The organism is Bacteroides acidifaciens (assembly GCF_903181435.1).
Taxonomy (GTDB): Bacteria; Bacteroidota; Bacteroidia; order Bacteroidales; family Bacteroidaceae; genus Bacteroides.
This window is the reverse complement of sequence record NZ_CAEUHO010000001.1, coordinates 2039165-2062144: the sequence shown is the minus strand read 5'-3', so window position 1 is coordinate 2062144 and position 22980 is coordinate 2039165. Positions and strand designations below refer to the sequence as shown.

18 protein-coding genes are annotated in these 22980 nt (G+C 43.0%); 11 read left to right on the top strand and 7 right to left on the bottom strand.

Features of this window, described 5'->3' with window-relative positions; genetic code table 11:
• Positions 1-298: 298 nt before the first annotated feature.
• Entirely contained in the window at positions 299-4579 is a 4281-nt protein-coding gene (locus tag CLIN57ABFB40_RS08765) for a two-component regulator propeller domain-containing protein (RefSeq protein ID WP_175629733.1), read from the bottom strand.
• Between the two features lie 156 nt (positions 4580-4735).
• On the opposite strand from CLIN57ABFB40_RS08765, the gene CLIN57ABFB40_RS08760 reads away from it, so the two are divergent.
• The 3 genes from CLIN57ABFB40_RS08760 to CLIN57ABFB40_RS08750 are packed head-to-tail and all read left to right on the top strand — an operon-like array spanning position 4736 to position 9252.
• Positions 4736-6277 carry an arabinan endo-1,5-alpha-L-arabinosidase gene (locus CLIN57ABFB40_RS08760; RefSeq protein WP_175629732.1) on the top strand — a complete coding sequence of 514 codons (1542 nt, stop codon included), beginning with the start codon at positions 4736-4738 and terminating at the stop codon, positions 6275-6277.
• Between the two features lie 27 nt (positions 6278-6304).
• Entirely contained in the window at positions 6305-8287 is a 1983-nt protein-coding gene (locus CLIN57ABFB40_RS08755) for an alpha-L-arabinofuranosidase C-terminal domain-containing protein (protein ID WP_175629731.1), read from the top strand.
• Positions 8284-9252, top strand: coding sequence for a glycoside hydrolase family 43 protein (locus CLIN57ABFB40_RS08750; RefSeq protein WP_175629730.1), 969 nt, complete (start codon positions 8284-8286; stop codon positions 9250-9252). Before CLIN57ABFB40_RS08755 ends, CLIN57ABFB40_RS08750 begins: the two co-directional genes overlap by 4 nt.
• A 125-nt stretch (positions 9253-9377) precedes the next feature.
• Here the strand turns inward: CLIN57ABFB40_RS08750 and galK are convergent, their stop codons facing one another.
• Genes galK through CLIN57ABFB40_RS08735 form a run of 3 tightly spaced genes read right to left on the bottom strand, consistent with a single transcriptional unit; the run spans position 9378 to position 12994 of the window.
• Entirely contained in the window at positions 9378-10532 is a 1155-nt protein-coding gene (gene galK / locus CLIN57ABFB40_RS08745; protein WP_175629729.1) for a galactokinase, read from the bottom strand.
• A 37-nt stretch (positions 10533-10569) separates the two neighbouring features.
• Entirely contained in the window at positions 10570-11847 is a 1278-nt protein-coding gene (locus CLIN57ABFB40_RS08740) for an MFS transporter (RefSeq protein ID WP_175629728.1), read from the bottom strand.
• A 49-nt stretch (positions 11848-11896) separates the two neighbouring features.
• A complete protein-coding gene (locus CLIN57ABFB40_RS08735; protein ID WP_175629727.1) occupies positions 11897-12994 on the bottom strand; it encodes an aldose epimerase family protein in 1098 nt (365 codons plus the stop codon).
• 255 nt (positions 12995-13249) lie between these two features.
• Between CLIN57ABFB40_RS08735 and CLIN57ABFB40_RS08730 the strand changes: the two genes are divergently transcribed.
• Positions 13250-14221 carry a type I phosphomannose isomerase catalytic subunit gene (locus CLIN57ABFB40_RS08730; protein WP_175629726.1) on the top strand — a complete coding sequence of 324 codons (972 nt, stop codon included), beginning with the start codon at positions 13250-13252 and terminating at the stop codon, positions 14219-14221.
• A 540-nt stretch (positions 14222-14761) separates the two neighbouring features.
• On the opposite strand, the gene CLIN57ABFB40_RS08725 is transcribed toward CLIN57ABFB40_RS08730, so the two are convergent.
• From CLIN57ABFB40_RS08725 to CLIN57ABFB40_RS08715, 3 genes are read right to left on the bottom strand one after another with little or no spacing between them, the layout of a single operon-like run.
• Positions 14762-15019, bottom strand: coding sequence for a hypothetical protein (locus CLIN57ABFB40_RS08725; RefSeq protein WP_175629725.1), 258 nt, complete (start codon positions 15017-15019; stop codon positions 14762-14764).
• A gap of 3 nt (positions 15020-15022) precedes the next feature.
• A complete protein-coding gene (locus CLIN57ABFB40_RS08720; RefSeq protein WP_175629724.1) occupies positions 15023-15385 on the bottom strand; it encodes a phage holin family protein in 363 nt (120 codons plus the stop codon).
• A 32-nt stretch (positions 15386-15417) separates the two neighbouring features.
• Positions 15418-15627 (bottom strand): YtxH domain-containing protein, encoded by a 210-nt coding sequence (locus CLIN57ABFB40_RS08715; RefSeq protein WP_005677876.1) that lies wholly within the window; start codon positions 15625-15627, stop codon positions 15418-15420.
• Between the two features lie 200 nt (positions 15628-15827).
• Here CLIN57ABFB40_RS08715 and CLIN57ABFB40_RS08710 point away from each other — a divergent pair, with 200 nt between their 5' ends.
• The 7 genes from CLIN57ABFB40_RS08710 to cysN all read left to right on the top strand — a co-directional run bounded on the left by CLIN57ABFB40_RS08710 (position 15828) and on the right by cysN (position 22977).
• Positions 15828-16601: an SDR family oxidoreductase gene (locus CLIN57ABFB40_RS08710; protein WP_175629723.1), complete on the top strand. Its 774-nt coding sequence runs from the start codon at positions 15828-15830 to the stop codon at positions 16599-16601.
• A gap of 116 nt (positions 16602-16717) precedes the next feature.
• Positions 16718-17212 carry an SPOR domain-containing protein gene (locus CLIN57ABFB40_RS08705; RefSeq protein ID WP_175629722.1) on the top strand — a complete coding sequence of 165 codons (495 nt, stop codon included), beginning with the start codon at positions 16718-16720 and terminating at the stop codon, positions 17210-17212.
• A gap of 253 nt (positions 17213-17465) precedes the next feature.
• Complete coding sequence (gene cysQ, locus CLIN57ABFB40_RS08700) at positions 17466-18290, top strand: 3'(2'),5'-bisphosphate nucleotidase CysQ (protein WP_175629721.1); 825 nt, start codon at positions 17466-17468, stop codon at positions 18288-18290.
• 11 nt (positions 18291-18301) lie between these two features.
• A complete protein-coding gene (locus tag CLIN57ABFB40_RS08695) occupies positions 18302-19855 on the top strand; it encodes an SLC13 family permease (protein ID WP_175629720.1) in 1554 nt (517 codons plus the stop codon).
• A 16-nt stretch (positions 19856-19871) separates the two neighbouring features.
• Entirely contained in the window at positions 19872-20480 is a 609-nt protein-coding gene (gene cysC, locus CLIN57ABFB40_RS08690) for an adenylyl-sulfate kinase (RefSeq protein ID WP_175629719.1), read from the top strand.
• Positions 20481-20507: 27 nt separating this feature from the next.
• Positions 20508-21416 carry a sulfate adenylyltransferase subunit CysD gene (gene cysD, locus CLIN57ABFB40_RS08685; protein WP_175629718.1) on the top strand — a complete coding sequence of 303 codons (909 nt, stop codon included), beginning with the start codon at positions 20508-20510 and terminating at the stop codon, positions 21414-21416.
• A 100-nt stretch (positions 21417-21516) separates the two neighbouring features.
• On the top strand, positions 21517-22977 hold the full coding sequence (cysN, locus tag CLIN57ABFB40_RS08680; RefSeq protein ID WP_175629717.1) for a sulfate adenylyltransferase subunit CysN: 1461 nt from the start codon (positions 21517-21519) through the stop codon (positions 22975-22977).
• The last annotated feature ends 3 nt before the right edge of the window (positions 22978-22980 follow it).

The following is a 22980-nucleotide window of genomic DNA, read 5'->3' as shown; positions in this document are numbered from 1 at the left end:
TTTAAAAGTATTAAGGTTGTAAATTTGATGGATTAGATTGTTGTGCAATAGGGAAAGGTTGAATTCAGCCGATGCTATGCACGATGCGACAGCCATTTTCTTGTCATTCTTCATAATATTAATATTAGATAAACTTTAAATGCATGGTTCTCTCCCAAAGGATTGAGCACCAATTGCATGACAAAAATATGGCATTGATTGTAAATGAGGGTGGACAAACGTGTTTTAGAGGTGGATAAAAGTATTTTAAGTGTAAAAGGATACAGCTTATTATGTGAAATTATTGTTTTAGGTAAAACTATTCTTCCTTATTAAGCAGTGAACTCGGTGTCGTATTGAAGTATTTGGTGAAGCACCTTGTAAAATATTTCGGATCATTGAACCCGACTTCATAAGATATTTCCGCAATATTCATATTCTTTGTTTCCCGATTCTTCAGAATCAGTTCGCGTGCTATATTCAACCGATAATTCCTGATAAACTGTCCGGCAGATTGTCCGATGAGGCTTTGCAGCTTTTTATTCAGCAGACTTTTGCTCACTCCGACCGCTTCGCTAAAATCACTTACCTCAAAATAAGAATTCTTATAATTCTCCTTGATGACCTCCATTACATGATTCAGAAACTTCTTATCTCCGGATTCCTTTTCCATATTTAGCACATCCACATCCATGTTGAGTGTGAATTTTCGCTGATACCGCTTCCTGTTTTCCAAGATATTCTGAATACGTGTCAAGAGCAAAGTCTCATCAAATGGCTTCAGCAGATACTCATCCACTCCCATACGATAACTTTCCAGGCGTGTCTCTTGCGAGGTCTTGGCAGTCAGCATCAAGAAAGGTATGTGTGAAATGGCAAAAGTGTCCTTCACCCGGCGGGAGAGCTCAATGCCATCCATTACAGGCATCATCAAGTCACTGATGATAAAATCCACTGGGTTGCTGTAAAGAATATGTAGCGCCTCTTCTCCGTTTGACGCTTCCAGTACATTGTACTGTTCGCGGAGAATGGAACGGATGTATCCCCGCATATCTACATTGTCTTCTACCACTAGAATCGTCAAAGCTTCTTTCTCTTTGGAGGGCTCAGAAGCCGGGACAGGATTGGATGAAGAACCGTTAGAATCAATGATGATTAACTTATCATCTTTTTCTTCTTCCTGTTGCAAGGGGAGGAGAAGGCGGAAAGAACAGCCCGCAAGGCGATTGTTACGCACTTTGATTTCTCCACCGTGCATCTGCACAATTCGTTTGCAGAGATAAAGGCCTATACCTGTTCCCGCCTGTCCATAAACCGGATACTTCACTTGGTTCTGCGATTGATAGAAACGATTGAAAATCCTGTTCAGGTCTTCTTCCGGAATGCCCGGTCCCGTATCTCCGACACATATATATAAAGATTCTTTTCCACTCTTACCAGATGGTAGGGAAGATATATACAGTGAGACAGTACCTCCATTCGGCGTAAACTTAATTGCATTACTCAACAGATTAGTCACCACTTTACGCATTGCCTCTTCATCATATAGAATCTCTGGCGTTTCCATCCGGTAATATCGTTTCAGCACGACATTCCTTTCCCCTGCAAACACTCCGAAAGGAGTGATTAGCGAATCAATGAATTTCAGAAAATTCCCCCGCGTCTTGACAATTTCCAGTTTGCCGGATTCCACTTTGCGAAAGTCCATCAACTGATTGACTAGAGACAACAGATACTTCGAATTGCGCTCTACGAAATGAAGTTGTTCAATCACCTGCGGATTATAACTCAACTTCAATGCACGCTCAATAGGTCCGATAATCAACGTAATCGGCGTTCGGAACTCATGTGTGATATTCGTAAAGAAAGAAATCTTATCAAGTGTCAGCTCCTGCACTTTGCGCGACATTCGGATCAACTGTGCTTTCTGCTTCGTAATTTTCTCATTCTGTTGGGTCAGCATCCGGTTCTGTCGTGATAGTTCTTCGGTCTGATTCTCCAACAAATGTTTCTGTTGCTCCAGTTCGTGCGTGCGTTCTTCCACTGTGCGATGCAAATACTCCTTCTGCCGTTTCAGCGTGCGAATTCTCCATTGGTAAAATTGCCATACAATCACAAGCACGAGAATGATGATCAATAGAATGAACCATGCAGTCTTATAAAAGTAAGGGACAATTGTGATGTTCAACTCCGTTACATTTTCCCCTTCATTTTCCCTGTCAGGGGTATATCTTACCTGCAGCGTATAATTTCCCGGAGGCAAATTTGTGTAACTGGCAAAACGGCGATTGCCGGGCACATGCACCCATTTATCATCAAATCCGAGCAGCCGGTAGCTGTAAATTGCCGTATTGCTCGCTTCAAAATTGAGTGCTGAAAATTCTAAAGAAAACGATTTCTCTTTCTCGTGCAGCCGTAACTCATTAGTGATAGCAATATCTTCCGGCAAATATTCGTTTCCCGGCAAAATCTCCTCATTACCAATCCTCAAGCGTGTGAAACGAACCTTGGCGGCAGGAAGAGAAATAGCGGGACGATTACTCTCGATAGCCACCAATCCGCCTACGCTGCCGAAATAAAGTAAATCTTGTCCCGAATGTGCCGAACGGCAAGAGGCGTTCCAGTAAAACTGAGTGTCAATCAATCCATCCTGAGAAGTATAATTGATAAAGCGATTCTCTTCCGGATGATAGCAGGAAAGGCCATTATTTGTTCCAATCCAAAGATGACCGTCGCTGTCTTCCAATATGCCGCGCACACTACTGTTGGGCAACCCTTGAGAAGTACTGTAAGATACGAATATTTCCTTACCCTGTTTGTCTATTGTCCGTTTGTAAATACCGTATCCGTTACTTCCCAGCCACAGAGTTCCATCTTTGGTTTCAAAGAAACAGGTGATTTTTTCAATCAGACGTGAGTCGGGATCATCTAGTTTAAAATTCAGATGCCTGTGCTGAAACTCTCCTGCGGATGTGCGTGTGTGGAGATCGATGATGTACACACCTTCCATGCATCCTATCCAGAGTTTCCCGTTTTTATCAATTATAGAACCGATGCAGCCGTGAATATTTTCCGCTACTCTGTTTGCTAGGGGAGCGCAGATTTTTCCGGTAGCCATTTCGTAAAAATAAAGTCCTTGATTGGCTCCTATCCATACACCATTATTTATAGGGTCGTATGTCAGCGAGCCGATAAAGTCGATTGGAAATCCTCCGCTTGTCTGAGAAGAAATAACTTTCAGCACTTGTCGGGGAGCTTTCAAGTCAAGCAAATTGATACCTCCGCCCCAGGTTCCTATCCATAGATGGTCGTCTTGATCGGCTGTCAATGCACTGACAGAATTATGGCTCAGTCCCTCGCCTTCACGGGTGAAATGAGTAAACTGTTCGCTGTCGTGCTCTTTCCGGTTCAGTCCGCCTTCTACGGTGCCTACCCATAATGTGCCGTAAATATCTTCATAAACGGCATTTACCGGATTGTAGGACAAACTCGACGGGTTTTCTTTGTCGTGTTTATAGTTACGTATTGATAATCGTCTTGGACTCAGCATATTGATACCGCCGGTTTCTGTTCCGAACCAGATATGATCCTCTTCAGATAGTATGTCATTGATAAAGTTACTGTTCAGCAGATTGGAACTTCCATTCTGAAGGCCATAGGATGCGATGCGCTCAAAGTCGTCGGTCATTGGGTTATAGATGTTCACACCGCACAAGGTGGCAATAATCAATTGTTTATCATTTGTGATAGCCAGGTCGGTCAGATAGTTTTGTGAAAGCGAACGGGGATTAATCGGGTTGTGTTCGTACCGTTTGACGACGTTCCCGTTTTTATTATATCGGAACAGTCCCCGGTCAGTAGAAACCCATACTTCGTTTTCCTTCATTAGAAAATCGGATATATAGGTTCCGGGCTCGAATTTCAGGCATTCGGCGATGGGGATGGCTGTCAGTTTTCCTTGTGAGTCCCAATCCACTTTAAGTATTTCACCATTGATTCCCGCCCATATCTTACCGTCTTCGTCAATATCCTGAAGAGCGATATTCGGTCCGTTCAGGGTAATGGGAACGAGGGTGGAAACAGATTTTACTTCTCCTTTTTCGTTAAATTCAATACGATTGAGCTTATTGGCACAATGTAACCAGATGCAACCTTTAGAATCTTTCATGACGTGCGTAGCCGGCTGATTCAGGACGTTATTCAATACCCCTTTGGCATCTTCCGGCAAGGTCGGTTTCAGGTTGGTGAGGTCAATGATATCCGTTCCTCCTTCTGACACCATCCAAAGTCTTTGAAATGAATCTTCGCATACATTAATAATAAAGTTACTTTTCAGTTTGCAATGAGGGGTATTGGGATTGTAATTCACAAATTCATAGCCATCGTAGCGCGAAACCCCGCCTCCGGCAGTTGAAATCCATAGAAATCCACGACTGTCTTTATATAAGTCATCTATGAAATTGTGGGGCAATCCGTTGTTCATTGTCACGTATGTGATGTTGTAGCGGTCGGCGAACCGTTCCTGTGCATGCACGTTCTTCCGGCCGGCAAAAAACAGAATATTATAAATTACAAGGAGTACGAATAGGTGTTTTTTCATGCGGGTACGTATTAAGTAAGAGCAAAGTTAAAAGATAATCTCAAATCGCAAAAGCGGAACGGGCTTCTTTTCGGCAGAATACAGGATTGTCCACCAATCGTGTTCGTATGTCCACCTTCAATAGGTGAAACAGACCGTATTTTTGTAACATGATTGATGAACGAAAACACTGATGTTATGAAAAACTTGTTCTTGCCCGTCTTTTTAATTGCAGGCAGCTTGTTCGCAAGTTGCACTTCTGCTGTATTTAAACCGATTCCTTCTGCGAATCCTTGGGATGACAATTATTTATCCGTAGCTAAAATGGAAGATTACCGCCAGTGGGGAACATATAATGTGCACGACCCGTCCTGTCGCAAGCTGGGCGACTATTATTATATGTATTCCACTGACGCTATTTTCGGTGAAAACCGGAAGGAAGCCAAAGAAAAAGAAGTTCCTTTGGGATATATCCAGATACGCCGTTCCAAGGATCTGGTACATTGGGAATTTCTAGGATGGGCTTTTCCCGAGATACCCGAAGAAGCTGTACGGTGGGTACAGGCTCACGCGGGCGGACATGGGGCTACAAATATCTGGGCTCCCTATATCATCCCCTATAAGGACAAATATCGTCTGTACTATTGCGTATCCGCATTCGGACGTAAGACTTCCTATATTGGGCTTGCTGAATCTGTTTCTCCCGAAGGGCCGTGGACGCAAGTGGGTTGTACCGTAAAGACAGATGATTCCACTGCCATGAACGCCATTGATCCAAGTGTCATAGTAGACGAGGTCACTGGAGAATGGTGGATGCACTACGGCTCTTTCTTCGGTGGATTATACTGTGTAGAACTGAATCCTGAAACTGGATTGCCTCTGAAAAACGGAGACTTGGGGCATCTTGTAGCACGTCGTGCCAATTACAGGAAAGACAACCTCGAAGCACCGGAAATAATTTACAACCCTAATTTGAAACAATACTATCTGTTCACTTCTTATGACCCGTTGATGACAACCTATAATGTACGTGTCAGCCGTTCGGATGCCGCTGAGGGGCCATTTGTCGATTATTTGGGAAAGGCGGTGAAAGATACGACCAATAATTTCCCGATACTGACCGCTCCCTATCGTTTTGAGAATCATCCCGGGTGGGCGGGTACAGCGCATTGCGGAGTTTTCTCCGATGGTGAAGGAAACTATTTCATGGCTCACCAAGGGCGTCTTTCTCCGCAAAACCAGTTGATGGTATTGCATATTCGCCAGTTGTTCTTTACACCGGACGGATGGCCGGTCGTTTCTCCCGAAAGATATGCAGGGACAGTTCCCCGTAAGTTCACCGAAGCGGACTTGGCAGGAGAGTGGGAGGTTATCCGTGTACAGGAACCCAAGTACGAACGCCAGTTGGAAGCCGGGCAAATCCTTTGGGGCGAAGGTGAATTGAAAGATGGTGAGTGGAATCTCTCAACCCGTATCAGTTTATTAAAGGACGGAACCTGCAAAGGGGAGATGACGGATGATGAATGGAAAATTGTGCAAATGAATGGAAATTGGTCCTTTTTGACCGAAAAACAGCTATTAATGGTAAGATTGGGCAAAGAGGAAATTAAGAATCTGATTATCTTTGCAGGACACGATTGGGAGAATGAAACGGAAACCATTCTCTTTACCGGGCTCGATAGTCGGGGACGTTCTGTCTGGGGAAAAAGAATCAAATAAACCATATATAATTTTTTATTGAAAAACATGAGAAGATACACAGAAATTTTGGCTGCATTAGCCATCTCTGCCGGAATGGCACTTCATGCGCAAACCAATGAAATGGTGATACAAACCAAGAAGTTGGGAGCAGAAATTAAACCTACCATGTACGGACTCTTTTTTGAGGACATCAACTATGCTGCCGACGGGGGGCTTTATGCTGAATTGGTCAAGAACCGTTCATTCGAGTTTCCCCAACACTTGATGGGCTGGAATACCTATGGAAAAGTGTCATTGATGGACGACGGCCCTTTCGAACGCAATCCTCATTATGTACGCCTTTCCGACCCGGGACACGCGCATAAGCATACCGGACTTGATAACGAAGGTTTTTTCGGTATCGGTGTTAAGAAGGGGGAGGAGTATCGCTTTTCCGTTTGGGCACGTTTACCGCAAGGAAGTACGAAAGAAACATTGCGGATTGAACTCGTAGATACCAAATCAATGGGCGAACGCCAGGCTTTTGCCACACAGAACCTTATCATTGACTCAAAAGAATGGAAAAAATATCAGGTTATCCTGAAACCGGGAGTGACCAATCCCAAATCTACGCTTCGCATTTTCCTTACTTCCAAAGGAACCGTAGATCTGGAACACATTTCTCTTTTCCCGGTAGATACTTGGAAAGGACATGAAAACGGACTCCGCAAAGACCTTGCACAGGCTTTGGCGGATATTCATCCGGGAGTCTTCCGTTTTCCCGGCGGCTGTATCGTGGAAGGTACGGAACAGGGTGATCGTTATGACTGGAAGAAAACGGTAGGGGTTGTAGAAAATCGTCCTTTGAATTTAAATCGCTGGCAATATACGTTTACGCATCGTTTTTATCCGGATTATTATCAAAGCTATGGACTGGGATTCTATGAATATTTCTTGTTATCCGAAGAAATAGGAGCGGAACCTCTTCCTATTCTGAATTGTGGTCTTGTTTGTCAGTACCAGAATAATGATCCGAAGGCGCATGTGGCTGTTTGCGACTTAGCTCCTTATATACAGGATGCACTTGACCTGATTGAATTTGCCAATGGCGATGTTAATACGACTTGGGGAAAAGTGCGTGCCGATATGGGGCATCCGGCTCCTTTCAATCTGAAATTTATCGGTATCGGTAACGAACAATGGGGCAAAGAATATCCCGAACGTCTCGAGCCGTTTATCAAAGCTATCCGTAAGGTATATCCCGATGTGAAGATTGTAGGCAGCTCCGGCCCTAATTCCGAAGGTAAGGAATTCGATTACCTGTGGCCCGAAATGAAACGCCTGAAAGCCGATTTGGTGGACGAACACTTCTATCGTCCCGAAAGCTGGTTCTTAGCCCAAGGCGCACGTTATGACAACTACAACCGTAAAGGTCCGAAAGTCTTTGCCGGTGAATATGCCTGCCACGGAAAAGGAAAGAAATGGAACCATTTCAATGCCGCCTTGCTCGAAGCTGCTTTCATGACCGGACTGGAACGTAACGCTGACATTGTCCATATGGCTACTTATGCTCCGCTTTTCGCCCATGTGGAAGGCTGGCAGTGGCGTCCGGACATGATTTGGTTTGATAACCTGAATTCCGTACGTACCGTAAGCTACTATGTGCAGCAACTGTATGCACAGAACAAAGGGACGAATGTACTTCCGCTTACCATGGACAAGAAAAACGTGACAGGTGCCGAAGGGCAGAACGGGCTCTTTGCCAGTGCCGTATATGATAAGGATAAGAATGAACTGATTGTAAAGGTTGCCAACACTTCGAATACTGCCCAACCTATTTCGTTGAACTTCGCAGGATTGAAGAAACAAGACGTATTATCGAATGGCCGTTGTATCAAGCTTCGCTCACTTGATTTGGACAAAGATAATACGCTTGAACAACCTTTTGCCATTACTCCGCAAGAGACTCCGGTATCCATTGAAGGGCATGTGTTTACAGCCGAATTGGAACCGAATACATTTGCTGTTTATAAATTCACGAAGAAATGATAAATAAGATTAGATACGTAGTTTTCTCATTCGTACTGACAGCCTTTTCCGGGCTGTCAGCGCAGAATGACACTACTTTTATTGCCAATGGCAATCCCATCATTCAATATAAATATACGGCGGATCCGGGAGCCATGGTACATGATGGAAAAGTATATATTTACGCCGGACACGATGAATGTCCGCCCCCCAAGGAACATTATCTGCTGAATGAATGGTGTGTCTTTTCCTCTCCCGACATGAAAACATGGACGGAACACCCCGTTCCTTTAAAAGCCAAGGATTTCAGTTGGGCAAAAGGTGAGGCGTGGGCAAGCCAGGTGATTGAACGTGACGGCAAGTTTTATTGGTATGTAACGGTAGAACACAATACGATTCCCGGTAAATCTATCGGTGTAGCCGTCTCAGATTCTCCGACAGGTCCTTTTGCTGATGCCCGCGGTTCGGCATTGGTCACCAATGACATGACTACCGAATATACCAAAATTCGGTGGGATGATATTGATCCGACAGTTTTTATTGACGATGACGGTCAGGCGTATCTTTATTGGGGAAACACCCAATGCTACTATGTCAGACTGAAAAAGAACATGATCGAATTGGACGGTCCGATTATTCCGGTTAGTCTTCCTCGTTTTACGGAAGCTCCCTGGATACATAAACGTGGAGACTGGTATTACCTCTCGTATGCTTCCGGATTTCCAGAAAAGATTTGCTATGCAATGAGCCGTAGCGTTACAGGACCTTGGGAATATAAAGGCATCCTGAATGAAATTGCGGGTAACTCCAATACTAACCACCAGTCCATCATCGAGTTTAAGGGAGACTGGTATTTCATTTATCACAATGGCGGTATTAATACCGCCGGTGGAAGTTTCCGTCGCTCCGTTTGCATTGACCGTTTGTATTACAATGAAGACGGCACAATGAAGAGGATACAGATGACAACAGAAGGCGTACAGTAAAAGAATAATAAGATTGGAATTAGTTAAATCAATAGATAATAGGTTTTAGGTTTTGTTAATTGAGAAGAAGGGCGGCTTCCCGTCACGGTAGCCGCCCTTCTTAGTATTTAATCTTGAATAATCTCTTATTCCAATCTACGAGAACCGTCACCGATTACTACGTCATATACTTTCGGGCTTCTGCCGAATTTAGCTTTGAAAGCTTCTTTTGTCTTTTCAACGAAGTTGTCATACAATTCATTTTTAACGAGGTTGATAGTACAACCACCGAAGCCACCACCCATAACGCGTGAACCGGTCACACCGTATTCTTTAGCGCAATCATTCAGAAAGTCGAGTTCTTCGCAGCTTACTTCGTACAGCTTGCTCATGCCGTGGTGAGTTTCGTACATCTTCTGACCTACAGTCTCGTAATCATCTTTTTCCAAAGCGTCGCAAACATCGAGTACGCGTTGGATTTCTTCGATTACGTATTCTGCACGCATATAATCTTCGTCACTGATGTCAGCTTTTGCCTCTTTCAACATTTCCATAGTACAGTCGCGCAGGAATTCTACGTGCGGATGTTTCTTCTGGATAGCGGCAACAGCAGCCTCACAACTTTGACGACGCTTGTTGTAAGCAGAAGAAGCCAATTCGTGTTTCACCACTGAATCCATCAAAACCAGACGATAACCTTCCGGATGGAACGGGAAATACTGATATTCCAGTGAACGGCAATCCAAACGAATCAAGCTGCCTGCTTTACCGAATACAGAAGCAAACTGGTCCATGATACCGCAGTTCACGCCACAGTAATTATGTTCTGTTGCCTGACCAACTTTCGCCAATTCAAATTTATCTATTTTGTTTTCACCAAACAGCTCGTTCAATGCGAAAGCGTACGTACTTTCCAAAGCTGCAGAAGAAGACATACCTGCACCCAGAGGCACATCACCCGCGAAAGCAGTATTGAATCCCTTTACGTCAACGCCACGTTTGATCATCTCACGGCAAACACCGAAAATATATCTTGCCCAGCTGGCGCGTGGAGCATCTTCTTCGTTCAAGCCAAATTCTACATAATCCTTCAAGTCGATAGAGTACGCTCTAACCTTATCAGTACCGTTCGGTTTGATTTCAGCAATCATACCTTTGTCTACTGCTCCGGGGAAAACGAATCCGCCGTTGTAGTCAGTGTGTTCGCCGATCAAGTTGATGCGGCCTGGTGAAGCATATAAAAATCCGGTAGTTCCGTCAAAGTGTTTAATGAATCGACTTCTTACGTATTCTGTATCCATGATATTAATAGTTTAAAGGTGAATAAATTATATATGATTATTCCACAGGAATATCTTTGTTGACATTTTTGCAACCGATTTTGCTATAATATAAAATATAGACTAACATAGCGATAATCAGCCAGTAGCTTGTAATCGGGTTGGTTGCTTTTGCTATGAAGTCTTGAATCAATGGCATGATACCACCACCGACTACCATCATCATGAATAAGCCGGACGCAGCAGCTGTATACTTGCCCAATCCTTCTACGGCAAGGTTAAAGATACCGCCCCACATAACAGAAGTGGAAAGTCCGCATATTGCGATGAGGAAACATTTCATTGGAATTTCATTTCCTTTGAACTCTACAGTGACTGTTTCAGGCATTAGGATAGCAATCAGCAACATGATAATGGCAAATAGGGAAACGGCAGTCATTTGTGCTGTAGTTGAAATTTTTCCACTGATGATGCTGCTGGAAGCACGTCCGATAAGCATCAGGAACCAGTAGCTGGCAGCCAATGTACCACCTATGGCTGCTGAGCCTTCGAATCCTAGGTTCGTGATATAGAAGTTTAGCTGTGCCGGTATGCCGATTTCTACGCCCACATAGAAGAAAATAGCAATAACGCCCAGCAGACAGTGGCGGAAAGCCAATGGACTGTGTTCGAACTTCTTGTTTCCTGTGTTAGCTTGCGGTTCGGGGATGGCAACAAATGAAATGATGACGAATGACAGAATGAATATACCAATACCGATAAACAAAAGAGGAGCTACATTACTCATGCTTGTTGCTGCGGTAACTTGTCCGATCAATACACCTACCAATAACGGAGTCAATGTTCCGGTCAGTGAGTTCAAGGTACCACCAATTTGAATCAACTGGTTCCCTTTGTTTCCACCGCCACCTAAGAGGTTCAACATTGGGTTTACTACGGTATTCAGCATACATACACAGAAACCACAGATAAATGCACCTAACAGATAAATAATAAGGTTCAAGGCAACGATTTGACCATCATAAGTGAAAGTCTCGATGTCTGCTCCGAAAATACTGGAAAGATATTGCACTATCAATCCGATAGCACCTACTGCCAAGGCACTCAAGGCTGTTTTCTTATAGCCGTATCTGACAAGCATCTTACCTGCGGGAATACCCATAAACAGGTAAGCCGCAAAGTTCATCATGTTTCCCATCATGGCAGCCCAACTATATTGGAATCCCCAGATATTACCGAATGGAGCGGCCATGTTAGTAACAAATGAAATCATCGCAAAAATAAAGCACATTGTGATAATAGCGATGAGATTACCACTCTTTTTTACTTGTGTCATGGTTCAAAAAAATGTTAGTTTATAAAATTAGGTTAGTTATTTTTGATAATTATTCTTCTACTGTAAATTTGTAAACAGTGATTTGTTGGTATTCATCACCCGGTAGCAGAGTAGCTGACGGGAAATGAGGCTTGTTCGGAGTATCCGGAAAACACTGTGCTTCGAAGCAGATAGCACTTCTTGCAGGGAATGTGGCACCGTGCGCTCCTTCGAATCCGTTAAGCCAATTGCCGGTATAAAGTTGTACACCGGCTTCGGTGGTGTACACTTCCATGATACGTCCGCTTTCAGGGTCTTTGCAGGTAGCAGCAAGGTCGAGCGAACCGCTTTCATTCTTGTTCAGTACGTAGCAGTGGTCGTATCCTGCACCGAATATCAGTTGCTGGAATTTATCGTTGATACGTTCACCTACGGTGTGCGGAGTGCGGAAATCCATCGGAGTGTCTTCTACTTTGGCAATTTCCCCTGTCGGGATGGAAACTTCATCGATGGGCGTATAGAAATCAGCGTTGATAGTGACAATGTGGTTGTTGACGGTAGGAGTAGGGTTGGCGATGCCTGCGAGGTTGAAGAAACCATGGTTAGTCAGATTAACCACTGTGGCTTTATCTGTTGTGGCACGGTATTCGATAGTCAGTGCGTTTACTTCGTTTTCCAGGCGGTAAGTCATTTCTACTTCCAGATTCCCGGGGAAACCCTCTTCGCCGTCAGCGGAAACATAATTGAACTGTACTGTGCTCTCATCGATCTGAACAGCGTCCCAAACGCGGGCATGAAAGCCTGTCGGTCCGCCGTGCAGGGAATTAGGGCCGTTGTTGATGGTGAGTTCATGTTCTTCGCCGAACAAAGTGAATTTTCCTTTGGCGATACGGTTGCCATAGCGTCCGATGGTCGTGCTCAGGAAAGGTTCCGGGCTGTTAACTACATGGTCAATACTGTCGTGACCGAGAATCACATTGGCATACTTACCGTTTTTGTCCGGTACCATAATAGAAAGAATGGCGCATCCGTAATTGGTTACAGCTACTTCCATTCCCTTTGTGTTTTTGAGGATAAATAGATCAGTTTTCTTATCGTTTATCTCCTTTTGGAAATCTTTACGGCTGAGCCCTGAAAGATTCCCTTCTGTTGGGAATGTGTTATTCATGTCTGGTATTATTAAAATTTCCTGCAAATAAAAGGAAATTCTTTCTTACTCACAAATTATTCTGGCTAAATATAGGAGATGGTTTAGGAAAGTTTAGCTTTATTACTTTAATGTGCCTTATCCTTTGCGGTATGATTTTTTTCAAAAAGATTTTCATCTCCCTTTCTTTAAAACTAAACTATTTTTTGTATGTTTGCTCCCGGATTGTAACAATCCGAGCGAATTTAATCTAAGTTTATAACAAGAAAAACAAAAATGTATCCATTAAAATTCGAACCGATTCTGAAGCAGACGCTTTGGGGGGGCGACAAAATTATTCCGTTCAAGCATTTGAACTCAGACTTGAAAGGAGTAGGAGAGAGCTGGGAGATTTCCGGTGTTGAAGACAATGAATCCGTAGTGGCTAATGGCCCGGATAAAGGTTTAACCTTAACCGATATGGTAAGAAGGTATCGCGAGGAATTGGTGGGCGAAGCTAACTATGCGCGCTTCGGTAATAAATTCCCGTTGCTCATTAAGTTTATCGATGCCCAACAGGATTTGTCAATCCAGGTGCACCCGGCGGACGACTTGGCGAAGAAACGCCATAACTCGATGGGAAAAACCGAAATGTGGTATGTGGTAGATGCTGACAACGGTGCTAAATTGCGTTCGGGATTTTCTGAACAGATTACCCCAAAAGAATATAAAGAACGCGTGTTGAACAATACGATTACCGATGTATTGCAAGAGTATGAAGTTCATTCGGGAGATGTATTCTTCTTGCCTGCCGGACGTGTGCATAGCATTGGAGCCGGTTCGTTTATCGCCGAGATCCAACAAACCTCTGACATAACTTACCGCATCTACGACTTCAACCGCAAGGACGCAAATGGCAAAACCCGTGAACTTCACACCGATTTAGCCCGCGAAGCTATCAACTACGAAGTATTGGATGACTACCGTACTAAATATGATGCTGTGAAGGATGAACCGGTGGAACTGGTAGCCTGCCCTTACTTCACGACTTCTCTGTATGACATGACCGAAGAAATCAGTTGTGACTACTCGGAACTCGACTCATTCGTGATTTTTATCTGCATGGAAGGTGCATGCAAAATGAGAGATAATGAAGGCAACGAGCTGATTGTCAACGCTGGAGAGTCTATCCTGCTTCCTGCTACCACTCAGGATATCACTATTACTCCTGAAGGGGGAAATGTGAAGTTGTTGGAGACATACGTGTAAGATTTAATTTGCGTATAGTTAAGGTCATCCGACTTTGTTCTGTTATAATGACGGGCAAAGCCGGATGACTTTTTGTTGTATGTAATGATAAATGATGCATTATAGAACTTTAGGGAAACGAAAGAGTAAGGCATCGCTTTATGTCTGCTAAAGCTATGCTTTACGATTGCTAAAGCAGTGCTTTAGAACTCGCAAAGCACTATGTTATTAACGGGTACAGTAGGTACACTTTTCTCGGGGCTCTTTTCACACACACATGCGTATGTGTATGCGCCCGCATATTTATAAGGTGCACGCAAGAAAAACTTATATATGAGTTTTTTTGATACTTCTATCTGTTCGTGTTTCGAATAATATCGCATTACATAATGTACATGTAGCAGGTAGTATGAATTATGATAAATAATAGAATTTTTGATTAGTTTTTGATATTCTATACCTTAATTATTACGCGCACGGGTGTGTGGAAAATGAGGGGGTACCTATTGTACCTCTCCGGTTGTTTAATACCTCACGAATAAGTACGAAAAATGAGTCATCTTATTTCAGTTTCTTGAAATACGCACGCACCTTCCGCATAATCTTAATCCCCATCACCACTCCATCAAAGACAGCCATACCGGTATTGAACGAGCGCATGATGGCGTCCGCCTTATTGGCTGTCGGAGCAACAGGAGCGAATATTTCGCGGGTAGTGGTAATTATTGCTTTTTTCTGGACCTGAATCTCATGTTGTAATTGCTTTTTACGTTCGGCAATTTCTTCTAAAGTATATTTATGTACTGTCTGCGAACTCATAACTTATTTATTTGAATCGGTTAGAAATAAATTAGCGAGGAAATTGACTAAGGGTGAGATGATAAGCCGCTTCCGGAAAATGACAATGATAGCAATGATGGCAAGATTGATACCTGCAATGATGGCAAAACTTGCCATGAGTCCTCCTACGAATGGTTCCAAAATATAAGCCAGTGTGAAAAATAAATAAAACAGGGCTACCATGCCAAGAATAATTAGTATTAAAACCATGATTAATGTTGAGAAAAGTATGGTTAACTTTTCTGTTAATTCTAATTTGGCATATTCTTTTTGAAGTTCCAAATACTTCTTGAACTCGAAAAATAACTGTTGAAAATTCTCAATACTTTTATCATTCCCAAACATAGTTGCTCTGTTTTTAGTCTTTTGTTACTCACTTACTCTGCTATTTCTCCTTTCATCTCGGCAGCAATCTCGTCTACGAGATTTTCCATTTCACTGCGGTTGAGCTTGATTCCTTTCTTGCGTAGAATCTCGGCGATTTTATGACGGGTATCTTCTCCCTTTTCAGGAGCAAACAAAATACCAAGGGCTGCACCTACGGCTGCACCACCCAAAAAAGCTGCTAATACATTCAATCCTTTCATAATTTGTAATATTTAAAATGATTACGATACAACAAATATAACATTTTTATCGAAAGGTTGTTCATGAAGACGAAGAAAAAGTGCTTAGTTTTATAATTCTTTTTTTCTTTTATGGTTTAATCTTATTTAACGGGCTTTCGAGACTAACCAATATGACTTAAGGCGTACTTTTGCTACCGAATATTATAAACCAAAACATAATGGATAATAAAATTGTTTTAATTACTGGCGCAACTAGCGGAATTGGTAAAGCTTGTGCCCGTAAATTTGCGAAAGAAGGATGGAACTTGATTTTGAATGCTCGTAATGCTTCAAAATTGGAGAAGTTGATATATGAGTTGAAGATGGAATATCCCAAAGTGGTGACGTGGTCGTTTCTTTGTGACGTAAGTAGTCGTAAAAAGATTGAGGCAGCACTGGAAGAGTTGCCACGAGAATGGGCTGAAATCGATTTGCTGATAAACAATGCCGGACTGGTGATCGGGGTGGACAAGGAGTTCGAAGGCAGCCTGGACGAATGGGATATCATGATTGATACGAATATAAAAGGATTATTGGCAATGACACGTCTTGTGGTTCCCGGCATGGTGGAACGCGGACAGGGGCATGTTATCAATATCGGTTCCATTGCCGGTGACGCTGCTTATCCGGGCGGAAGTGTGTATTGTGCCACTAAGGCTGCCGTGAAAGCGCTTTCGGACGGCTTGCGTATTGATTTAGTAGATACTCCGTTAAGGGTTACGAACATCAAACCGGGTATGGTGGAGACGAATTTCTCAGTGGTGCGTTATCGGGGCGATAAGGAAGCTGCTGATAATTTCTACAAGGGAATACGTCCGTTGACAGGAGATGATATCGCCGAAACGGTTTATTTTGCTGCATCGGCTCCGAAGCATATTCAGATTGCGGAAGTGCTTTTGATGCCTACCAACCAGGCAACGGGGACGATTTCTTACAAGAAAAAGCAGGAATAGACGTTTTTTTGACGGATTTCTTTGCCGGATGATAAAATTTCTATTATTTTGTTGCCCGAAACTAAATATAGATAGACGGGAACGTTGAATTATTAATTAAAATAGAGTATAGGATTATGAAAAAATTAGTCGTATTAGGAATGGGAATATGCTTGGTGCTGGCATTTGCTTCTTGTAAATCCAGTGAAAGTGCCTATAAGAAAGCTTATGAGAAAGCGAAACAGCAGGAACTGGCTGAACCGCAAGTGGAAGCTCCAGTAGAGGTGACTCCGGTAGTTGCAGCTCCTGTGACAACGCCTAAAGTGGCAGATACATCCGGTGTTCGCCAGGAAAAGGTTACAGTGGTTTCCGGCAATGAAGGATTGAAAGATTATAGTGTTGTGGCTGGTAGCTTCGGTGTGAAAGCAAATGCAGAAGGTCTGAAAGACTGGTTAGACGCACAAGGTTACCACTCTACTATCGCATTTAATGCAGACAAGGCAATGTATCGTGTTATTGTAAGTTCATTTGCTGATAAAGCTGCTGCTGCCGAAGCTCGCGATGCATTCAAGGCTAAGTATCCGAACCGTTCGGATTTCCAGGGAGCTTGGTTGCTGTATCGTGTATATTGATTTCTTTTTGGTAATATATATTGGAGAGGACAAGCGTTCTTTCCAAATAAGAAGGCGGTAACTGGGAAGTTACTGCTTTTTTATTGAGAGAGAAGAAAGGTTATTCCGTTTAGATATTTTTATCTTTCTACTAAAAGAAGTTATAAATGATAGTGGGGAAACTTTTATAGTAAAGAAAGTTTTTACTTTTGTCAACTCTTAATTTGGATGATTCACAGCCTTAACGAAAATAAGGTATTAATGAAGGGATTGAATGAAACAAAAATATGTAATGGCTGCCATCGATGCGGCATTAAAAGCTGGTAAAGAAATACTTTCTATTTATGAAGATCCGGCATCGGACTTCGAGATAGAACGAAAAGCTGATAACTCTCCGCTGACAATAGCAGACAGGAAGGCGCATGAGGCTATTGTCGCTATTTTGGACGGGACTCCTTTTCCTGTTCTTAGTGAAGAAGGGAAGCATTTGGATTATGAGGTCCGTCGTACATGGGATACTTTATGGGTTGTAGATCCGTTGGACGGGACGAAAGAGTTTATCAAGCGCAACGGTGAATTTACTGTAAATATAGCTTTGGTGCAGAATTCCGTGCCTGTGATGGGGGTTATTTATGTACCAGTAAGAAAAGAACTTTATTTTGCGGTTGAAGGTGTAGGAGCTTATAAATGTTCCGGTATTATCGGTCTGGAAGATGACGGAGTGTCATTGGAGCAGTTGATAAAGGAGTCGGACCGGATGCCGTTGGAAGATGTTCGTGAGCGTTTTATTGTAGTGGCTTCCCGTTCGCACCTTTCGCCAGAAACGGAAGAATATATCGCAGATTTGAGGAAGAAATATGGCAGCGTTGAGTTGATATCCAGCGGAAGTTCTATCAAAATCTGTCTGGTTGCGGAAGGAAAGGCGGATGTGTATCCGCGTTTCGCTCCAACGATGGAATGGGACACGGCTGCCGGACATGCGATAGCTCGTGCCGCCGGAATGGAAGTGTATCAGGCTGGAAAAGACGAACCTCTACGATATAACAAGGAAGACTTATTGAATCCTTGGTTTATCGTTGAGCCCAAAAGAGAACACTAATTAATGTTTATATGACATTTGAAATTGTATTTGTACTATTGTCTCTATTAGGAATGGTAGCTGCTTTGGTTGCGGACAAAATGCGACCGGGTATGGTACTTTTTTCGGTAGTGGTTTTATTTTTGTGTGTCGGTATCCTGACTCCTAAAGAGATGCTTGAAGGGTTCAGCAACAAGGGGATGATTACCGTTGCTTTGCTGTTTTTGGTGAGTGAAGGTATTCGTCAGTCGGGTACATTGGGGCAAGTGATTAAGAAATTGCTACCTCAGGGTAAGACAACAGTGTTTAAGGCGCAGTTGCGTATCTTGCCTTCGGTTGCGTTTATTTCTGCTTTCCTGAATAATACTCCTGTTGTGGTTATTTTTGCTCCGATTATCAAACACTGGGCAAAGTCGGTCAAGCTCCCCGCTACAAAGTTTTTGATTCCTCTTTCATATGTGACTATTCTGGGTGGTATTTGTACGCTAATCGGTACTTCTACGAATTTGGTAGTGCACGGAATGATATTGGAAGCCGGATTTGAAGGCTTTTCGATGTTTGAACTCGGAAAGGTGGGAATCTTTATCGCGATAGCTGGGATTATTTATCTTTTTGTTTTCTCGAAACGCTTGTTGCCCGATGCGCGTCCGGATACGGCTGTACCTGATGAGGATGTAGAAGAAGGAGAAAAGCTGCATAGAGTGGAAGCAGTTTTGGGTGCCCGTTTTCCCGGTATCAATAAAAAGTTGAAGGATTTTAATTTCCAGCGTCATTATGGTGTCGAAGTGAAGGAAATCAAGACACGTAACGGACAACGATTTGTGGATAATCTGAATGATGTGGTACTTCACGAAGGTGATACGCTGGTGGTGATGGCGGATGATACATTTATCCCGACATGGGGCGAATCTTCGGTATTCGTGCTGTTGACTAATGGAAATGAGCCGGATACTACGGGGAAAAAGAAACGTTGGTTTGCTTTGTTGTTATTGGTATTGATGATTGTCGGCGCAACAGTGGGGGAACTTCCGGTAACGAAGGAATTGTTTCCGGACATTAAGCTGGATATGTTTTTCTTTGTTTCTATTACTACTATTATCATGGCATGGACGAATCTGTTCCCTGCCCGTAAATATACTAAATATATCTCGTGGGATATTCTGATTACTATTGCCTGTGCTTTTGCTATCAGCAAGGCGATGGTGAATTCGGGTGTGGCTGATTGCGTCGCGAAGTTCATTATCGGGCTGAGTGACGACTACGGACCGCACGTGCTGCTTGCAATGTTGTTTATCATCACGAATCTATTTACGGAGCTGATTACAAACAATGCGGCTGCGGCTCTGGCATTCCCGTTGGCGTTGTCCATTGCTGCCCAGTTGGGGGTAAGCCCGACGCCCTTCTTTGTTGTGATCTGTATGGCTGCGTCTGCCAGCTTCTCTACACCTATCGGTTATCAGACTAATTTGATTGTACAGGGTATCGGTAACTATAAGTTTACGGATTTTGTTCGTATCGGTTTGCCGCTTAATATCATTACTTTCTTAATCTCTGTTATTCTGATTCCGATGATTTGGAACTTTTAATAAAACTAATTTATAAATGGAAGAAAAGAATCATATATATCCTATTTTCGACCGCATGATGACACGCCGGGACAAAGAAGAACTTCTAGGGCAACATAGCGTAATGATTTGGTTTACCGGATTGAGTGGGTCGGGGAAAAGTACAATCGCTATTGCGCTGGAACGTGAACTTCATAAGCGTGGATTGCTTTGCCGTATCTTGGACGGTGATAATATCCGTAGCGGAATTAATAATAACCTGGGGTTCTCTGAGTCTGACCGAGTGGAAAATATACGTCGTATAGCCGAAGTGTCCAAGCTTTTTTTGGATAGTGGTATTATTACGATTGCGGCATTTATTAGCCCTAATAATGATATTCGCGAAATGGCTGCGAATATTATCGGAAAAGATGATTTCTTGGAAATATTTGTGAGTACTCCGCTAGAAGAGTGCGAGAAGCGTGACGTGAAAGGCTTGTATGCGAAAGCACGGAAAGGAGAAATTCAGAATTTTACGGGGATTTCCGCTCCGTTTGAAGTTCCCGAGTATCCAGCTTTGGCATTGGATACTTCGAAGTTGAGCCTGGAAGAGTCGGTGAATCGTTTGTTGGAACTTATTTTGCCTAAAGTGAAGAAGAATGTTTAGTAGAAGAATAAAATCATTATTTTAGTAATGGAAGAATATAAATTAAGCCACTTGAAGGAACTCGAAGCAGAGTCTATTCATATCATCCGCGAGGTGGCGGCGGAATTTGAGAATCCGGTGATGCTTTACAGTATCGGAAAGGATTCTTCGGTAATGGTGCGCTTGGCTGAAAAAGCGTTTTATCCTGGTAAGGTACCATTCCCATTGATGCATATCGACTCGAAATGGAAATTTAAGGAGATGATTCAGTTCCGTGATGAATATGCGAAGAAGTATGGATGGAATCTGATTGTGGAAAGCAATATGGAAGCTTTTCATGCAGGGGTAGGGCCTTTTACACATGGAAGTAAAGTGCATACGGATTTGATGAAAACGCAGGCCTTGCTTCACGCGCTTGATAAATATAAATTTGACGCAGCTTTTGGCGGTGCTCGTCGTGATGAAGAGAAATCACGTGCGAAGGAACGTATTTTCTCGTTCCGGGATAAGTTCCACCAATGGGATCCGAAAAATCAACGTCCTGAGTTGTGGGATATTTATAATGCGCGTGTGCATAAGGGGGAGAGTATCCGCGTATTCCCGATTAGTAACTGGACGGAACTGGATATTTGGCAGTATATCCGTCTGGAGAATATTCCGATTGTTCCACTTTATTATGCTAAAGAACGTCCTGTAATCAATCTTGACGGAAATATCATTATGGCGGATGACGAACGTCTGCCTGATAAATACCGTGACCAGATTGAAATGAAAATGGTTCGTTTCCGTACATTAGGTTGCTGGCCGCTGACCGGCGCTGTGGAAAGTGGAGCCGCTACCATTGAGGAAATTGTGGAAGAGATGATGACTACCACTAAGAGCGAACGTACTACTCGTGTGATAGACTTTGACCAGGAAGGTAGTATGGAACAAAAGAAACGTGAAGGATACTTTTAGAAAATTGAAAGTTGAGAGTTAAAAATTAAAAAAATAGCATTATGCGGTTTTTAATTCTCATTTTTCAATTCTCAATTCTCAATTTTTAATTTAAAAAGTGATGGCAGATAATAAATTAGATATAAAGGCTTTTCTAGATAAAGATGAACAGAAAGACTTGCTGAGACTGTTGACAGCCGGTTCGGTGGATGATGGAAAATCGACGCTGATTGGGCGCTTGTTGTTTGACAGTAAGAAACTGTATGAGGATCAGTTGGATGCGTTGGAACGCGACAGCAAACGTGTGGGTAATGCGGGAGAGCATATCGACTATGCGCTGCTGCTCGACGGCTTGAAGGCTGAACGCGAACAAGGTATCACGATTGATGTGGCTTATCGTTATTTCTCTACCAACGGACGTAAGTTTATCATTGCAGATACTCCGGGGCATGAGCAATATACACGTAATATGATTACCGGTGGCTCTACGGCTAATTTGGCGATTATCCTGGTGGATGCCCGTACAGGAGTGATTACTCAAACTCGCCGCCATACTTTCCTGGTGTCTTTGTTAGGTATCAAGCATGTGGTGTTAGCTGTCAACAAAATGGACTTGGTGGACTTCTCAGAAGAGCGTTTTAATGATATCGTTACGGAATATAAGAAGTTCGTGGCTCCGTTGGGTATTCCTGATGTGAATTGCATACCTCTTTCTGCATTGGATGGCGATAACGTAGTGGATAAATCAGAGCGTACTCCGTGGTATAAAGGTACTTCTCTGCTGGATTTCCTTGAGACTGTTCATATTGATAATGACCATAATCTGACTGACTTCCGTTTCCCGGTTCAATATGTGCTTCGCCCGAATCTGGACTTTAGAGGTTTTTGTGGTAAAGTAGCGTCAGGTATCGTTCGAAAAGGGGATACGGTGATGGCACTTCCTTCCGGCAAAACATCGAGAGTAAAGAGTATTGCGACTTATGACGGGGAATTGGATTACGCTTTCCCGCCGCAATCGGTTACGCTAACTTTGGAAGATGAGATTGATGTGTCTCGCGGTGAAATGCTTGTGCATCCCAGTAATATGCCGACTGTTGACCGTAACTTTGAGGCGATGATGGTATGGATGGATGAAGAGCCGATGGACGTTAACAAATCGTTTTTTATCAAGCAGACTACCAATCTAAGCCGTACGCGTATTGATACGATTAAATATAAGGTAGATGTAAATACAATGGAACATCTGTCTTTGGATAACGGACAATTAACGAAAGAAACTTTGCCTTTGCAGTTGAATCAGATAGCCCGTGTGGTGCTGACTACTGCCAAAGAATTGTTCTTTGATTCTTATAAGAAGAATAAATCCTGTGGCTCGTTCATCCTGATTGACCCGATTACAAATAATACTTCAGCGGTAGGTATGATTATCGACAAGGTAGAGGTGAAGGATATGAGCAATACGGATGATATTCCTGTATTGGATTTTTCAAAACTGGGGATTGCCCCGGAACATTATGGGGCTGTAGAGAAAGCGGTAAAAGAACTGGAACGCCAGGGATTTGCTGTGAAAATTATAAAGTAAGAA

Coding starts and splice junctions, on each gene's coding strand:
- CLIN57ABFB40_RS08765 (WP_175629733.1), bottom strand. CDS start 4,579: ATGAAAAAACACCTATTCGTACTCCTTGTAATTTATAATATTCTGTTT.
- CLIN57ABFB40_RS08760 (WP_175629732.1), top strand. CDS start 4,736: ATGAACGAAAACACTGATGTTATGAAAAACTTGTTCTTGCCCGTCTTT.
- CLIN57ABFB40_RS08755 (WP_175629731.1), top strand. CDS start 6,305: ATGAGAAGATACACAGAAATTTTGGCTGCATTAGCCATCTCTGCCGGA.
- CLIN57ABFB40_RS08750 (WP_175629730.1), top strand. CDS start 8,284: ATGATAAATAAGATTAGATACGTAGTTTTCTCATTCGTACTGACAGCC.
- galK (WP_175629729.1), bottom strand. CDS start 10,532: ATGGATACAGAATACGTAAGAAGTCGATTCATTAAACACTTTGACGGA.
- CLIN57ABFB40_RS08740 (WP_175629728.1), bottom strand. CDS start 11,847: ATGACACAAGTAAAAAAGAGTGGTAATCTCATCGCTATTATCACAATG.
- CLIN57ABFB40_RS08735 (WP_175629727.1), bottom strand. CDS start 12,994: ATGAATAACACATTCCCAACAGAAGGGAATCTTTCAGGGCTCAGCCGT.
- CLIN57ABFB40_RS08730 (WP_175629726.1), top strand. CDS start 13,250: ATGTATCCATTAAAATTCGAACCGATTCTGAAGCAGACGCTTTGGGGG.
- CLIN57ABFB40_RS08725 (WP_175629725.1), bottom strand. CDS start 15,019: ATGAGTTCGCAGACAGTACATAAATATACTTTAGAAGAAATTGCCGAA.
- CLIN57ABFB40_RS08720 (WP_175629724.1), bottom strand. CDS start 15,385: ATGTTTGGGAATGATAAAAGTATTGAGAATTTTCAACAGTTATTTTTC.
- CLIN57ABFB40_RS08715 (WP_005677876.1), bottom strand. CDS start 15,627: ATGAAAGGATTGAATGTATTAGCAGCTTTTTTGGGTGGTGCAGCCGTA.
- CLIN57ABFB40_RS08710 (WP_175629723.1), top strand. CDS start 15,828: ATGGATAATAAAATTGTTTTAATTACTGGCGCAACTAGCGGAATTGGT.
- CLIN57ABFB40_RS08705 (WP_175629722.1), top strand. CDS start 16,718: ATGAAAAAATTAGTCGTATTAGGAATGGGAATATGCTTGGTGCTGGCA.
- cysQ (WP_175629721.1), top strand. CDS start 17,466: ATGAAACAAAAATATGTAATGGCTGCCATCGATGCGGCATTAAAAGCT.
- CLIN57ABFB40_RS08695 (WP_175629720.1), top strand. CDS start 18,302: ATGACATTTGAAATTGTATTTGTACTATTGTCTCTATTAGGAATGGTA.
- cysC (WP_175629719.1), top strand. CDS start 19,872: ATGGAAGAAAAGAATCATATATATCCTATTTTCGACCGCATGATGACA.
- cysD (WP_175629718.1), top strand. CDS start 20,508: ATGGAAGAATATAAATTAAGCCACTTGAAGGAACTCGAAGCAGAGTCT.
- cysN (WP_175629717.1), top strand. CDS start 21,517: ATGGCAGATAATAAATTAGATATAAAGGCTTTTCTAGATAAAGATGAA.